This window comes from Catellatospora methionotrophica (assembly GCF_011297335.1).
GTDB lineage: Bacteria > Actinomycetota > Actinomycetes > Mycobacteriales > Micromonosporaceae > Catellatospora > Catellatospora methionotrophica.
Genome location: NZ_JAAOTJ010000001.1, coordinates 1,602,217 through 1,615,489, shown reverse-complemented (window position 1 = coordinate 1,615,489; position 13,273 = coordinate 1,602,217). Strand labels below are relative to the sequence as shown.

26 protein-coding genes and 1 pseudogene are annotated in these 13,273 nt (G+C 68.6%); 24 read left to right on the top strand and 3 right to left on the bottom strand.

Going from position 1 to position 13,273, the window contains the following annotated elements:
* Positions 1-261: 261 nt before the first annotated feature.
* A pseudogene (locus HAV40_RS07205) lies at positions 262-786 on the top strand (membrane protein); the annotation flags it as partial.
* Between the two features lie 12 nt (positions 787-798).
* On the opposite strand, the gene HAV40_RS07200 reads toward HAV40_RS07205, so the two are convergent.
* The 3 genes from HAV40_RS07200 to HAV40_RS07190 form a co-directional block, all read right to left on the bottom strand.
* A complete protein-coding gene (locus HAV40_RS07200) occupies positions 799-2,238 on the bottom strand; it encodes a recombinase family protein (RefSeq protein WP_166379948.1) in 1,440 nt (479 codons plus the stop codon).
* Between the two features lie 4 nt (positions 2,239-2,242).
* Positions 2,243-2,680, bottom strand: coding sequence for a hypothetical protein (locus tag HAV40_RS07195; protein WP_166379947.1), 438 nt, complete (start codon positions 2,678-2,680; stop codon positions 2,243-2,245).
* A gap of 184 nt (positions 2,681-2,864) precedes the next feature.
* Positions 2,865-3,362, bottom strand: coding sequence for a helix-turn-helix domain-containing protein (locus HAV40_RS07190; protein ID WP_166379946.1), 498 nt, complete (start codon positions 3,360-3,362; stop codon positions 2,865-2,867).
* A 154-nt stretch (positions 3,363-3,516) separates the two neighbouring features.
* On the opposite strand from HAV40_RS07190, the gene HAV40_RS07185 reads away from it, so the two are divergent.
* From HAV40_RS07185 to HAV40_RS07075, 23 genes are all read left to right on the top strand, one after another.
* Positions 3,517-3,771: a hypothetical protein gene (locus HAV40_RS07185; RefSeq protein WP_166379945.1), complete on the top strand. Its 255-nt coding sequence runs from the start codon at positions 3,517-3,519 to the stop codon at positions 3,769-3,771.
* Entirely contained in the window at positions 3,768-3,932 is a 165-nt protein-coding gene (locus tag HAV40_RS07180) for a hypothetical protein (RefSeq protein ID WP_166379944.1), read from the top strand. The genes HAV40_RS07185 and HAV40_RS07180 overlap by 4 nt, the downstream gene beginning before the upstream one ends.
* Before the next feature lie 162 nt (positions 3,933-4,094).
* Positions 4,095-4,442, top strand: coding sequence for a hypothetical protein (locus HAV40_RS07175; RefSeq protein ID WP_166379943.1), 348 nt, complete (start codon positions 4,095-4,097; stop codon positions 4,440-4,442).
* A complete protein-coding gene (locus HAV40_RS07170) occupies positions 4,439-5,170 on the top strand; it encodes a hypothetical protein (protein WP_166379942.1) in 732 nt (243 codons plus the stop codon). Before HAV40_RS07175 ends, HAV40_RS07170 begins: the two co-directional genes overlap by 4 nt.
* On the top strand, positions 5,170-5,466 hold the full coding sequence (locus tag HAV40_RS07165) for a hypothetical protein (RefSeq protein WP_166379941.1): 297 nt from the start codon (positions 5,170-5,172) through the stop codon (positions 5,464-5,466). The genes HAV40_RS07170 and HAV40_RS07165 overlap by 1 nt, the downstream gene beginning before the upstream one ends.
* Positions 5,466-5,744 (top strand): hypothetical protein, encoded by a 279-nt coding sequence (locus HAV40_RS07160; protein WP_166379940.1) that lies wholly within the window; start codon positions 5,466-5,468, stop codon positions 5,742-5,744. The genes HAV40_RS07165 and HAV40_RS07160 overlap by 1 nt, the downstream gene beginning before the upstream one ends.
* A 104-nt stretch (positions 5,745-5,848) precedes the next feature.
* A complete protein-coding gene (locus HAV40_RS07155) occupies positions 5,849-6,055 on the top strand; it encodes a hypothetical protein (protein ID WP_166379939.1) in 207 nt (68 codons plus the stop codon).
* A complete protein-coding gene (locus tag HAV40_RS07150) occupies positions 6,052-6,300 on the top strand; it encodes a hypothetical protein (RefSeq protein WP_166379938.1) in 249 nt (82 codons plus the stop codon). The genes HAV40_RS07155 and HAV40_RS07150 overlap by 4 nt, the downstream gene beginning before the upstream one ends.
* On the top strand, positions 6,297-6,524 hold the full coding sequence (locus HAV40_RS07145) for a hypothetical protein (protein WP_166379937.1): 228 nt from the start codon (positions 6,297-6,299) through the stop codon (positions 6,522-6,524). The genes HAV40_RS07150 and HAV40_RS07145 overlap by 4 nt, the downstream gene beginning before the upstream one ends.
* Positions 6,521-6,778: a hypothetical protein gene (locus tag HAV40_RS07140; RefSeq protein WP_166379936.1), complete on the top strand. Its 258-nt coding sequence runs from the start codon at positions 6,521-6,523 to the stop codon at positions 6,776-6,778. Before HAV40_RS07145 ends, HAV40_RS07140 begins: the two co-directional genes overlap by 4 nt.
* Complete coding sequence (locus tag HAV40_RS07135) at positions 6,775-7,197, top strand: hypothetical protein (protein ID WP_166379935.1); 423 nt, start codon at positions 6,775-6,777, stop codon at positions 7,195-7,197. The genes HAV40_RS07140 and HAV40_RS07135 overlap by 4 nt, the downstream gene beginning before the upstream one ends.
* Complete coding sequence (locus tag HAV40_RS07130; RefSeq protein WP_166379934.1) at positions 7,194-7,580, top strand: hypothetical protein; 387 nt, start codon at positions 7,194-7,196, stop codon at positions 7,578-7,580. Before HAV40_RS07135 ends, HAV40_RS07130 begins: the two co-directional genes overlap by 4 nt.
* A complete protein-coding gene (locus tag HAV40_RS07125) occupies positions 7,577-7,768 on the top strand; it encodes a hypothetical protein (protein ID WP_166379933.1) in 192 nt (63 codons plus the stop codon). Before HAV40_RS07130 ends, HAV40_RS07125 begins: the two co-directional genes overlap by 4 nt.
* Positions 7,768-8,610, top strand: a complete 843-nt coding sequence (locus HAV40_RS07120) for a hypothetical protein (RefSeq protein WP_166379932.1) — start codon at positions 7,768-7,770, stop codon at positions 8,608-8,610. Before HAV40_RS07125 ends, HAV40_RS07120 begins: the two co-directional genes overlap by 1 nt.
* The gene (locus tag HAV40_RS07115) at positions 8,607-9,041 is read left to right on the top strand and encodes a hypothetical protein (RefSeq protein WP_166379931.1); all 435 of its coding nucleotides are present in this window, start codon (positions 8,607-8,609) and stop codon (positions 9,039-9,041) included. Before HAV40_RS07120 ends, HAV40_RS07115 begins: the two co-directional genes overlap by 4 nt.
* Positions 9,041-10,120: a hypothetical protein gene (locus HAV40_RS07110; protein ID WP_166379930.1), complete on the top strand. Its 1,080-nt coding sequence runs from the start codon at positions 9,041-9,043 to the stop codon at positions 10,118-10,120. The genes HAV40_RS07115 and HAV40_RS07110 overlap by 1 nt, the downstream gene beginning before the upstream one ends.
* Positions 10,117-10,302 carry a hypothetical protein gene (locus HAV40_RS07105; RefSeq protein WP_166379929.1) on the top strand — a complete coding sequence of 62 codons (186 nt, stop codon included), beginning with the start codon at positions 10,117-10,119 and terminating at the stop codon, positions 10,300-10,302. The genes HAV40_RS07110 and HAV40_RS07105 overlap by 4 nt, the downstream gene beginning before the upstream one ends.
* Complete coding sequence (locus HAV40_RS07100) at positions 10,289-10,903, top strand: hypothetical protein (RefSeq protein WP_166379928.1); 615 nt, start codon at positions 10,289-10,291, stop codon at positions 10,901-10,903. The genes HAV40_RS07105 and HAV40_RS07100 overlap by 14 nt, the downstream gene beginning before the upstream one ends.
* Positions 10,900-11,079 carry a hypothetical protein gene (locus HAV40_RS07095; protein WP_166379927.1) on the top strand — a complete coding sequence of 60 codons (180 nt, stop codon included), beginning with the start codon at positions 10,900-10,902 and terminating at the stop codon, positions 11,077-11,079. The genes HAV40_RS07100 and HAV40_RS07095 overlap by 4 nt, the downstream gene beginning before the upstream one ends.
* Positions 11,076-11,258 (top strand): hypothetical protein, encoded by a 183-nt coding sequence (locus HAV40_RS07090; protein ID WP_166379926.1) that lies wholly within the window; start codon positions 11,076-11,078, stop codon positions 11,256-11,258. The genes HAV40_RS07095 and HAV40_RS07090 overlap by 4 nt, the downstream gene beginning before the upstream one ends.
* On the top strand, positions 11,255-11,614 hold the full coding sequence (locus HAV40_RS07085) for a VRR-NUC domain-containing protein (RefSeq protein ID WP_166379925.1): 360 nt from the start codon (positions 11,255-11,257) through the stop codon (positions 11,612-11,614). The genes HAV40_RS07090 and HAV40_RS07085 overlap by 4 nt, the downstream gene beginning before the upstream one ends.
* Positions 11,598-12,527, top strand: a complete 930-nt coding sequence (locus HAV40_RS07080) for a hypothetical protein (protein ID WP_166379924.1) — start codon at positions 11,598-11,600, stop codon at positions 12,525-12,527. The genes HAV40_RS07085 and HAV40_RS07080 overlap by 17 nt, the downstream gene beginning before the upstream one ends.
* Positions 12,524-13,192, top strand: a complete 669-nt coding sequence (locus tag HAV40_RS07075; protein ID WP_166379923.1) for a DNA cytosine methyltransferase — start codon at positions 12,524-12,526, stop codon at positions 13,190-13,192. Before HAV40_RS07080 ends, HAV40_RS07075 begins: the two co-directional genes overlap by 4 nt.
* The last annotated feature ends 81 nt before the right edge of the window (positions 13,193-13,273 follow it).

The following is a 13,273-nucleotide window of genomic DNA, read 5'->3' as shown; positions in this document are numbered from 1 at the left end:
ATGGGTCGATCCGCGCGCGCGACGATCGGGGGTTTCGGCACGCGGCACTGCCGCCGGTCCGGCCTGCCCTGTCCGGCCGGCGGTGAAGGGGCAGCTCCCGAGGGAATGTTAGCGGTCTCATCAGTGATTGTCGATCGAGTCGTCCCAGGTCACCCGATCGGAGCAACCCTGCCCGGATCGCCGTTTCCCTGCGGGGTCGGCGGGGAATGAGCGAGCTGGACCCGAAACCCCCTCGTTTCCCCCCTGGAGAGGAAGAAGCCCATGGACCTCGGAGAGGTGATGACCGACGCGTTGCGCTCGGTCGCGCTGTTCCTGCCCAAGGCGCTGGCCTTCGTGGCGATCCTGCTCGTCGGCTGGCTCGTCGCGCGCGGCATCCGCATGCTCGCCGACAAGGGCCTCGAACGGGTGCGCTTCGACCAGCTCGCCGCCCGCGGCGGGGTGACCGCCGCGCTGGCCCGCGGCGGCGTCGACCCGTCCGACCTGGTCGCGCGGCTGGCGTACTACGCGGTGCTGCTGTTCACGCTGCAGCTCGCGTTCGGGATCTGGGGGCCCAACCCGGTCTCCGACCTGATCAACGCCGTGGTGTCGTGGCTGCCCAAGGCATTCGTCGCGATCGTCATCGTGGTGGTGGCCGCGGCCATCGCCTCCTGGGTCAAGGACCTGATCGGCAGCGCGCTGGGCGGCCTGTCGTACGGCCGCATCCTGGCCACGACCGCGTCCGTGTTCATCATCGGCCTCGGCGTGATCGCCGCGCTGAACCAGATCGGCGTCGCGACCACGGTCACGCCACGCGAACTGTCAGTATAGAAACACCTGCGTACGGTCCGCGGCAGGCTCACGCCACCGCTTCGGCCGATGAATGACGACCTTCTCCACCACCGTACCGAGCACCCTGTTCCGCTCCGGCACCGTCATGTCCCCCCACATCGCCAGCAGCTTCTTTCCCGCGTCCGCCAGTTGGACTGGCGAGGGCAACTGCACCACCGTCTCGGCCGCAGCCAGCGCCTCCGACAAGGAGGCTTCCGACGCCCGGTAGTCCGCAATCGTCGCCTGGTACGTCGCGTCGTCGACCTGCTCCAAACCCCACTGCTTCGTGATCTTCACCATCGCTGTACGAACCGCGTCACGCTGCTTCTCCAGCCCGGCCCGCTCCACCCGCGCCGACGTCTGCCGCACCTGCCGCGCCTCACGCGCCGCAACATCGTCCTCCAGCAGGCGCACATGCTCCGCGACCTGGTCCAGCACCCACTCCTCGACCTCCGCCAGCCGCGGCTGGCCCATGTTGCAGCCAGTCGAGTACTGCCGGTGCCCGCAGAGCAGCCGGTCAACCTTCGGGCCGCCTTTCGTGTCGGGTTTCGTGTGCCGGTACGCGGCGTGGCCCTGCTCGCAGAACGTGAACCCGACCATCGACCACGTCGGCTCCAGGTGCCGCGCGGGCATCGTCGCCTCGCGGGCCATCCGCTTCTGTACCAACTCCCACGTTGCGGGCGTGACCAGCGCCTCATGCTTGCCGTCGAAGACCGCCCCGTTGTTGACGACCTTCCCGACGTAGGTCGGGTTCCGGAGCTGCTGCCGGAGCACCGACGGGTATACGGTCCTGCCGAGCGCCTCGGCAAGGCGGCGGACGATCACGCTCATCCGTTCACCTGCTGCCGCGTCACGGAAAGCCTGGGCAATGGCAGGCCCGTCAACTGGGTGCACGTGCAGGGCGTGATCTTTGCGGATGTAGCCGGTGGGCTGCCCGTGCCCGAGGCCCTGTTCAGCGCGGCGGGCGATGACATCGGCCCAGTTTTTCCCGATGATGTTGGAGTAGAACTCTGCCAGGTTCAGGAACTGCTGCAGCATGAGCCGACCAGCGGGGGTGGTCGTGTCGATGTTCTCGGATGCGGAGATGACGCCGACGCCTAGCGCGGCGAGGTCGTCGATGAATGCGAGGGCTTCTTTGGCGTTGCGGCCGACGCGGGACAGGTCGTAGACGGCGACGACGTCGACCTGTTTCGCCTCGGCCATGGCGCGGATCTTGTCGATGCCTTCGCGGTTGAAGTTCCGGCCGGTCTGGTCGATGTCGTCGATGACGGCGACCTCGCGCATTCCGGTGATCAGTCGTCTGATGCCGCCGAGCTGGACGTCGGGGGAGTGGAAGTCGTCGCCGCCGCGGCCCATGAGCGCGGACACGCGTACGTAGCAGACGACGCGTGACGGCTGGTCGGGTACGGCGCGGAGGTTGCGGGCGGGCATGGTGTCAGTCCACCAAGTTGAGGTGCCGTCCGCCAGTGTTGCCGCGCTGTCCGACGATTTTCGCGGCGAGGGCGATACCTGCGGCTTCGCGCTGGTCGCCGTAGGAGTGGACGTCAGCGTCGATCTCTTCGATCTTGCTGTCGATCGGTGCGAGGAGCTGGGCGACCTCGGTGCGGATCGTCTCGCGGAGCGTCGCGACGAGTTCCTTGCGCATCTCCTGCTGGTCCTGGCGCATCTCGTCGCGCAACGTCGTCGCAAGGTATCCGCACCACTGGACCATGTTCCCGAACGCGACGAGCCACACGGCCTGGTGCAGCGGTGCCCCGTCGAGGAGCCGGTCGGCGGTATACCCGAGGATCAGCATCGTGACCGCGCCGGCGGCGAGGAGGTTGATGACGCGTTTGCGTGACGAGTTCAGCTTGAGCTTGGCTTCGTTCCCCATGAGACGCCTCCACGTTGAGTTCCCCGGCTCGTTGGCGCGGGGTTGGCCCAGGTGGCTCGTGGCGTCTCATCCTCCGTCACGAGCAGGCTTTGAACGCTAGCGGCGTCCGTGATCGTTTGGTAACCCACCGTTCACGTCTTTACTCATGTGCAAACGGTGGACCCCTACGTAGGTGTGGTCGCAGTCAGGCAGTCTTGCGCGTCCGTAGGTGTCTCTTGTATGGAGCCAGGACGGTCGTGATGACCGCTTCGAGGGCGGCCTTCTCGTCTGCCGGCATCCGCGAGTCGGGTCCGATGAGTTGGTTGAGGGTGACGACGAGCGGGTGCGCGACGGTGTCGAGGTTCGTCCCGGACTCGACGGATCGCGGGTAGGCCAGGGACATGAGGCGGGGGACGCTCATGTGCATGTAGGGGGCCATCTTCTCGATGGTCTCCGGGCGCGGGGTCTGGCCTGTCTTGTAGCGGCTGACCGCGCTGCTGCTGATGCCTGCGGCGTCGGCGAAGGCCTTGTCGACGCCGTCGTAGTAGGTGGCTACGGCGTAGGTCAGCGCTTCGGCGAAGGTGGTGAACTCTTGCGCAACGGCACGATCATCTTTGCTCACGTGGAAAGAGTAGCGGAGTAGATCGCCGGACCGCGACGGACTCCCGGTCCGTGGTACCGCATCCGTGAGCAGGGCGTTCATGGCAGCCAGCTTCCGAGCGTGGGGGAACGCATAGATAGAAAGGTACACGTCGTTTCCACGTGAGGAAACCTTTCATCCCTCACTCGCAAAACTGACCGTTCGTACGACGCAGATGCAATTGCATTCCCTCCCGAGGGACGCTAGCGTTCTTTCCATGGGAGCAAAGAGAACCCGCAAGCTCTGGCTCCGGACCAGCGCGTTCGACGACCTGCTCCGGAGGCACGCACTCGGCCACCTGCCGCAGTACGAGATCGCCGGACGGCTCGAACTGCACCCCACGACCTGGTCCTCATACCGGACGAACGACTACCCGGTGAGCATCCCGTTCCTGGACGCCGCGATGGACCTGCTTCCCGGCATCCACCCACTCAACTACCTGAGCAAGCAGCGAACCGAGGTGACCGCATGAGCACCGTCGCCCCGCTGGAGCCCGGCTCGCCCGTCGCCGAGAGGTTCCTCAACACCCTCGCCGACATCCAGCTCGCGATCAACGCCCGGAAACGGGCCGCCGCGATGCAGCAGGACCGGCCCGCGCCGCTGGCGCGGCAGCCCCGCCGGAAGGCGGCATGAACTCCGCGGCCTCCCCGTAGCCGCGGACGGCCCGCCGGTCGTACGGACGCCAACCTGACCGGCCAGCGGGCTACCCCGAAGACCTGAAGAACGAGGAAGACCCCGGACGACGCAACCGTCCGAGGCCTCCAGCAACAGCCGGATCACGCGAGAGGAAATGCCGTGACCACAACTCTGATCGAGCGTACGGCAACGCCGTCGTTCACTGAAACCGATGCGCGGGCGGCCGTGGCTGCCATTGTCGCCGCCGAGGGTCTGCCCGCGCCGACGCACGTCACTGTCTTCTCGACTCGCCGCCCGCGTGTTGGCCTGGTCATGGCCAGCCGGGATGCGGTTGATGAGTGGGCGGCGATGCTCGGGGTGGGTACGTACCGCTCGGAGAGCAACTACCAGCTCGACGCTGACGCGCTGCCGATGCACTCGCTGTTGCCGGGTGTGGTGCTGGACGTGTTCTGTGCTGTCGCGCCGATCTCGTGGCGTCCGCGCCAGACGGCGCAGGTGTCGGCATGACGCCCGCCGAGGAACTGCGCGCCGCAGCCAAGAAGATCCGCGCCATCTGCGCTGGCGTTCAGGCCACGCCGTGGACCGAGGACAACAACGACATGTCGTGGCAGCTGCGCGGCGGGGTGGTGGGCGAGTTCCAGCTCATCAAGGCCCCGAAGAAGGGCAGCACGCAGGCCGAGTACTGGCCGAACGCAGCCGAGCGGCAGCACATCCTGCTGTGGCAGCCGGACACGGCCCTGCTGGTCGCCAACTGGCTGGAGAACGTCGCCGAGATCGAGAAGCACGGGTTCCGTCCTGCTACCTCTGCGGCGCTGGCTGTAGCCCGCGCAATCAACGGTGAGCCGGAGGCGTCCGCAACGCAGCCGATGCCCGCAGTGACCGTCGCCGTACTGGACGAGCCGCGCACCAACTGGTTGCTGTACGAGCGGTGTGCCTGCGGTGCAGCGCCTGGCCAGCCGTGCGTGCAGAAGCGCCAGGAAAGGACCCGGCCTCACGTCAACCGTTCGATGCTGCCGCAGCCCCCGGCCCCGCTGGTCGAGGTGCCCGCACCGGTCAAGAAGTTGACCGCCGAGAACGAGCCGACGGTTCATCGCTACGTGTCCGTCTCGCTCTGGGCAGACGGCTGGCTCGGCAAGTGCTCGTGCGGCATCGTCGGCTTCGGCCACGACTCCAAGGAAGAAGCGCACGAGTCGCTGATGGCGCACCTCGGCGCGGACCACGAGGCGGGTGCGTGATGGCTGAGTTCGCTGCGCACACCTACTACGTCGGCGGGGCCTTCACCCACGGCGGCGACCGCGAAACCCACTACGACGCCCTGCCCCGCGACCTCGTCACGATCTGGGACCGCGACGACGAGCAGTGGCAGCGCGTCGACACCGACGCAGGCCAGCACTGGTACCCCGTCGACCACCACGGCGAGCCCGTCACCGGCGACGGCGGCTTCACCTGGCACGAGCTGCTGAACGAGGTCGGCCCGGTCTGGGATGGCCTGCTGGAGCCCGCGAACGAGCCCGATTGGGCGTGGGTCTGATGGCTATCACGATCAACGTTCCCGGCATGGGCCCGACCCTGTTCTCCCCGGTCATGGCCCACGCCCTGGAGCCCGGCGACCTCATCACCCACAACGGCGAGCCCAACGGCCTCACCTGGCGCGTCGTCGCCGTTCGCCAGTACCGGTCGCCGATCGTCGGCGGGCTGTGTGTCCGCGCGACGTACGACGTACCGGGCTTCGGTGACTCCGAGGGTGTCCTGAAGCTCAACGAGCCGGTTCTCCGCGCTGTCGGCGCGCGAGCGGGCGGTGTGCTGTGACCATCTACCTCTCACAGGCATCCACCCGCACCCAGGTAGAGATCGCCGCCCACGCCCTGCTCTGCGCTGACTCTCGGCTTCTCCCCGAGCCACCCGCCCGACGGATGCGCCAGACCACCCACCCCGACGGACACGTCGACCTCGAAATCGACGGCGTACTCGTTGGCGGAACCGCACCCGTCCCGGCCGTGCCGGACGAGTGGGAGCTGTGGTGGATGCGCGCCGACTGGACCGACGACGGCGCGTTCGAGCCCGGTGCGCAGGCCGCCGCTGACCGCCTCCGGGCCCTGGTGATGGGGGAGGCGTGGTGAACGACATCCACTTCTGGGTCCGCGACCTCAGCCGCTACACCCCAGCGCACGTCGTCGCCCGCTGGCACCGCAAGCAGGCCGCGCTGATGTGCGGCAACGAACCCACGCGCGGCGGCCACGTCATCACCCGCACGCAGGCCATCCAGCAGCAGGTCCACGTGTGTATCGGCTGCGCCCGAGTCCTCGGCGGCAAGCACGCCGACGTCGAAACCCTGTACACGTCCCACCTGGGAGGTTCCCGATGAACACCCGTGACCTGATCATGAATCTCATCGCTGGGGGCGTGCTGCTCTTCGGCCTCGCGCTGATCGGCACGCTGCCGCACGCGTTCCGCAGTGAGCACGCGAAGGACCCCCACGGGGGCGCGTCCGGGTTCGCAGTCGTCGTGGACGCCCGGCCGCACTGGTCCTGGTTCGCACGGGCGCTGGTCGTCATCGCACTGACCCTCCCGGCACGGGGTGCCCGATGAGCCACTACCGCCGTAGCCAGGCCCGCCGCCAGCGGGCGATCGAACGCCGCCGCCAGGCTGAGGCCGACCAGCGCAAGGCCGCCCTGTCCAAGGCGCGGGAGCTGCTGAAGCCGACCGACGAGTTCGCGTGGAAGCCCTGGGGCTACCTCATGCCCGAACGCGACGGCATCGACACCCCGACCGGCTACTACCGGGTCGTCGACCTCGTCTCCGCGCACTCGTACGCCGAGCTGCGCGGCCAGGTGACGGCATGAACTGGCTCGCCAACCTGATCGCCAACGAAGACGTCCGCAACGGCGCAACCGTGATCCTCGTCCTCGCCGCCGGGGGCGCGCTCATCGTCGCCGTCGACAAGTACCTCATCCGCGCCACGACCGGGCCTGGCGAGACGTTCGAGGCCGCCGGGATCGAGATCGCTGACGGCCCGGCCTGCCCGGACATCGTCGCCGACGCCAGCCAGAAGCCGCACTACGTCAACGGCTGCCGCTGCGCCGAGTGCGCCAACCCGGCCGACGCGGTCGTCTACGCGGACCGGCCCCGGTACCGCCGCAGGCCGCTCCCGTCCGAGCGGGCGATCCGCGACGACCTCACGGTCCAGCGGCTCACGAAGCACCTCGACGCCGAGTACCAGGCCCTGGTCGACGACCACAACCGCAAGGGAGGTGCCCAGTGAACACCCTCAACATCGACACGACCGCCGCTGGACGGCTCGTCGTCGTCGCCGAAAAAGACCCCTCCGAGACCCGTGGGCGACTGTGGTTCATCCGCCGCTGGGCCGCAACCGGGGCGTGGAACCTACACGTCCGCTGGCGTCACCGCGCCGTTATGGCCGAAGCCGCTCTCCGGCACGTAAAGGAGGAGCTGGCGCGGGAGCAGGAACTGCGCCGCGAGGAGGCCAAGCGCGCCGACGCATGGAAGCGCGAAGTGCAAGGAAAGGTCAACAAGCTCCTCCAGCTCAGCCGCGACCTCGACACTGCCCGCCAGGCGAACACGTTCCTGGAGAACCGCATCGAGCGGCTGACCGCCGAAGCCATCACGGGGGAGCCGCGGTCATGACCGCCACCGCCATCGCCCCGCAGCGTCTCGCCCCCGGCCACACGATCCTCCGCGACAGCCGCTGGCCGAAACTGTGGACCTGCACCTGCCGCGCCGAGGGCAGCGGCGACATCGACACCACCCTCCCGCCCGCTGAGATCGACATGCGGCACCTGGAGTTCAAGTTCAGCAGGGCGGCTGATCTCTGATGGCCGCCAAGAAGCCTGCCGAGCCTGCCCAGGGCGTCAAGAAGATCAAATGCGGTACTGGGCACCGCTACACCATCGACGGCATCAAGGTCGACGGCGTAACCACCCTCATCGGTGCCGGACTGCCGAAGCCCGCCCTCGTGAACTGGGCCGCCCGTAAGGTCGCCGAGTTCGTCGCGGACAACCTCGACAAGGTCGACGAGTGGCGGGCCATGAGCCGCGACGAACTGGTCCGCACGCTCAAGGTGATCCCCGAGCAGGTCCGGAACACCGCCGGCAAACGCGGCACCGACGTCCACGACTACGCCGAGCACCTGGTGAAGGGCGAAGAGGTCGAGTACGAGGAGCACCTCGCCGGGCACGTCGAGGCGTACATCAAGTTCCTCGACGAGTGGCAGGTCCGCCCCGTTCTGGTGGAGCGGTGGGTGGGGTCGCGGTCGTTCCGGTACGGCGGCACCACCGACCTTGTCGCCGACGTGATCACCCCGTGGGCGATCACCCCGGAGCACTGCCCCTGGCTCGCCGAGACCATCCCGGCAGGTACGCCGCTGCGGGTCATCTTCGACCCGAAGACGTCCCGGTCCGGGCTGTGGCCCGAGGTCGCCTACCAGCTCGCCGCCTACTGGCACGCCGACTTCTACATGGACGGCGACACCGAGATCCCCATGGCATCGCTCGGCATCCAGCACGCCGCCGCGGTCCACGTCCGCGCTGACGGCTACGACGTGCACTTCGTCGACGCCGGGCCGGAGACGTTCAAGACGTTCCAGCACATCGCCACTGTTGCTCGCCGCGCCAAGGACGGCCGCGAGCTTCTGATCGGAAAGGCCGTCACCTCATGAACGGCGCAGAGCACTACTTGGAGGCCGAGCGCCTGACCGCGCTCGCGATGGACTCGTTCACCGACCCCGAGGGCGGCTACGACGACAGTGACGGCGACCCCTCCGCAAAGGAGCTGGCAACCCGCGCCTACGTCCACACGGAGGCTCGCGGCGATGCGTCGGTCTACCTCGCCGCCGCCCAGATCCACGCAACCCTCGCGCTGGCCGCCGCTACGGCCCTGAACTCCACGCACCACTACGTGGGCGACAGCCGCGAGATCACCGAGTGGGCGCGCATCGCCCAGCCCGACGCCATGGCCACCAAGCCGTGCCCTGACGGATGCCGCGACATCCACGGCGACGGCTGCCTGCCCCGCTGTATCGACCTCCGCAACGCCCGTGACGCCCAGGCCGCCAAGCCCGCCCCGATTGACGAGGAGCCCCCGTTCTAATGACCGCCATCGCGATCCGTGAAGAGAACAACGAACTCGACGTCCGCGACGCACAGCCGCTGATGCCGACCCTGCCGTCCCGGCTCACCCAGTGGGCCAACGACGCCCGGCAGGCCAACCAGGTCGCCCGGAGCCTCGCCAACACCGCGTTCGTCCCGCAGTCCCTCCGGGGCCGCAATGCCGACCCCGACATCGCCCAGCAGATCACCGTCTCCCAGATCACCGCCGCGATCCTCGCCGGCCAGGAAGTCGGCCTGGAGCCGATGGCCGCCCTCCGGTCCATCGACATCATCGAGGGCACCCCTGGCATGCGCGCCCAGGCCCTCCGCGGGGTCGTGCAGGCGCAGGGCCACGAGATCTGGGTCGAGGAGTCCACGTCCACCCGCGCGATCGTGTGCGGGCAGCGGATGGGCTCCGACAAGGTCCAGAAGTCGGCGTGGACGATCGACCGGGCGAAGCAGATGGGCCTGGTCGGGAAGCAGAATTGGATCAAGCAGCCGACCGCGATGCTCGTCGCCCGCGCCACGTCGGAGGTGTGCCGGTGGATCGGCGGCGACGCGCTGCTCGGTATGCCGTACTCGGCGGAGGAGTTGGCGGACGGCATCGACAGCACCGAGACCCCAGTAGCCGCAGTTGCTGAGCCGGAAACTGCCGCACCAAAGCGCAGGGCGCAGCGCAAGCCCGTCGAGCCGCCGCCGCCCGTCGCGGAGCCGGTCATCGAGCCGCCGACCGCGGACACGCCGCTCGTCGACAACACCGACGACGTGGACGACGCCGTGCCGGTGAGCGCGGTCCCGGTGTCTCCGGCCCCGGCTGGTCCGCCGCTGATCAGCGACCCGCAGATGCGGCTGATGCAGAAGAAGCTGACCGAGGCCGGGCACAAGACCGGCGACGAGCGGCGCGCGTACATCGTGCAGCAAATCGGCCGTGACCTGGACTCGATGAAGCACCTGACGGTTGCGGAGGCGAACCGGGTCATCGACAGCCTGACCGTGCCGGAGGAGCCGATCGCGGCGGAGCAGTCGTCGTTCGACGAGTTCGCGTGGCCGGAGACGGCCCAGCCCGGCGGCGCGTCGTGACCGCGCTGCTGGCCGACCGGTGGGCTCTCCGTTGTGGGGAGCCCACCCACCTCTGGCACGGGCGGGTGTTCATGACCTGCGCCGAGCAGACGCCGTTGACGGCGTACCTCAACGAGACCTCCGCAACCTGCTTCGAACTCGTCGACCTGGCAGCCGTGGAGGTGCCCGATGCTGACCGCTGACGAACGCGCCCTGCTCCGTGAGGCGTTCACCTGGGCCCGCGCCCGCGGCTGGCGCACTGTGGTCACCGACCAGGAGTCACGGGAGTGGAGCCAGGGCGACGACTCCGACAGCCCGAACGTGACCCTTGTTGCGCGAGAGTTCGGGGCGGGTCACGACCTTCGGGTGTACGAGTGGGAGGAGCCCGCCCGGCACCGCACCTTCGTCGAGTCGGTCACCGTTCGGCGTGCACTGGACGTGCTGGTGGTTGTCGGCATTCTGCCGCCGCGCTTCTCCTCCGCATTCACCGCTGGCCGCGAGTCCATGAGCACCGCGCCCGTCCAGCCCGACGTGCCTGCCGCGTTGCCCGAGGGCTATGAGTGGTGCACGACGGAGAGCCGGACCAGGCGTCACATCTCCCGCGACCTCACCGAGGCGGCCCGTTTCGGCCGGCGATCGGTGAAGGGCCGGACCGGTCGGACCCTGTGCGGCCAGTCCGGGCGCGATGAGGAGTACGCGCAGTGGCAGCTCGACCAGTGGCGTACGTCGGGCAAGAAGCTGGTCGTCGCCAGCCTCAAGCCGTGCCGCCTGTGCCCGAAGTCGCTGCCGGTGGTGGCGGCATGAACCGTCTGCAGACCCTCGGCGCGGACTTCGCCCCGCTCGTCGTCGACGCCATGCGCACAGCCACCAAAGCCCGCGAGCAGCACCACGCCGCGTGCGACCTCCTCACCCAGGCACTGCCCCATGTTCCCGCAGAACTCGGCCTAGTCATCCGCCGCCACCTCGGGGACGCGTCATGAACGACCAGTACGCAATCCACTGCGGCAACCCCGAGCACCGCAGCTACGGGCCCGCCGCGACGTACGCCACCCGCGCCGAGGCCGAGCGGTACCTGCCGTACGCGTCTCCGTGCATGCGCGTCATGACCCGCACCGACAGGTCGTGGACACCGGTCGAGGCGCGCGAGGTGACGGCATGACGCCCCGACAGCGCAACTCCGGCATGACCGAGGCCATGCTCCAGTCGTCCATCCTCGAACTCGCCCGGCACCACCGGCTCCTGGCGTTCCACGTCTACGACTCACGCCGGTCTGCGGGCATAGGGTTCCCTGACCTGTGCATCGCAGGACCCGGCGGCGTGATCTTCGCCGAGCTGAAAAACGACGTCCTCCAACCCACCCCCGAACAGATGACCTGGCTCGGGACGCTGGAGGCGGGCGGGGCCGAGGTGTACCTGTGGCGGCCCACGCAGTGGCTCGACGACACCATCGCCACAGCCCTCGCCCGGATTGCCAAGCCGCGGGCGGAGGTGAGCGGCGATGCGCACCACGGCTAGCCGCAGTCCTCGCGCCGAAACCGGCCAGGTCCACAACGCTGCCCGGTACAAGAACAGCCGCAACCCCTGCCGCTGCTACAAGTGCAGCTTCAGCCTCGCCCAATACCGCATCCGGGTCGTCCGGCTGAAGCGGAAAGGCTGCTGGCAGCCGTTCGTCGACGCTGAGCCCGTCCGCCAGCACGTTCGCCGCCTCATGGCTGCGGGGGTAGGGCGTCGCCGCGTGGCGGAACTGGCACAGGTCGACGGCGCGTGCATCACCAGACTGCTGTACGGCCAGCGGGGCAGGCTCACCAGACAGGTTCGGCCCGGAACCGCGGAACGCATCCTGGCGATCCCGGTCGCCGAGTCCAGCAAGGCTCCGACGAGGGACGTGGATGCGCTGGGTGTCCGCCGACGGATCGAGGCGCTAAGCGCTATCGGCTGGTCCCTCGCCCAACAGGCGACGGAGATCGGCTGGGATGTGCGGAACCTCTGGGCGATGATGCGTCGCACTGTCGTCCGGGCACAGACCGCGGTGGCCGTCGAGGAGATGTACGACCGCCTGTCGATGACGCCAGCGCCCGTGGGACGGGGCCGTACGAGCGCGCTGGCTACGGCGCATCGCAACGGCTGGTTTCCGCCGTTGGCGTGGGACGACATCGACGACCCGGCCGCTGTGCCGTGCCTCATGCCCGCAGTCGACGGCTCCGACCCGGCAGCGGACGAACTGCAGATCCAGCACTGGGCCGCCGGCCACGACCACACCCTGACGCGGGTCGAGGAGGTCGAGATCGTCCGGCGGCTGCTCGTCGACGAGACCCCGTTCGCGGAGATCGCGCGGCGGCTCGGCCGGTCACAGGTGTGGGTGACGGCTGTACGCCGCGAGATCGAGGGCGGCGCGGGGCGGGTTAACGGGCAGGAGTTGACAGCATGAAGCCACGGCTACTTGATCTTTTCTGCTGCGAGGGCGGGGCCGCGGTCGGCTATCACCGTGCTGGCTTCGACGTCGTCGGTATCGACATCGAACACCAGAAGCGTTACCCCTACGAGTTCCACCGCGGCAACGCCATGACGTGGCCGCTCAACGGTTTCGACGCCGTGCACGCCTCACCGCCGTGCCAGGACCACTCCAGCATGTCGACCGGGCTGAACGACAAGCACGGCACCGGATGGATGTTGCACGCCACCATCGAACGCCTCACCACATGGGGTGGCCCGTGGGTCGTCGAGAACGTCGAGGGTGCCGACATGCCCGGTGCCCTCACCCTCTGTGGAAGCGAGTTCGGGCTCACCACCAAAACCCGCGACGGTACGGTCCGGCTGCTCAAGCGGCACCGGCGGTTCGTCTCCAACGTGTTCCTGATGGGCGCGGGTGGCTGCTTGTGCGCTAGGTATCGAGGCCGGGTCATCGGGGTGTACGGCAACGGCGGCGGAGGTGAGATGACCCGCGGCTACAAGGGCTATCCCGACGAGTCGCGTGACGTGATGGGGATGCCGTGGGCGTCCCAGCACGGCCTGTCGCAGGCTATTCCGCCGGCCTACACGCAGCACATCGGCGAGCAGCTGCTAGCCCACCTCGCTGCTGGGGTGCCGTTGTGACCCTCTTCCACTGGCGGGTTTGGAGCTGGCTCGCTCTGTGCGCGCTGATTGCCCACCCCTGACCCGATCCGCCCGGCGCGG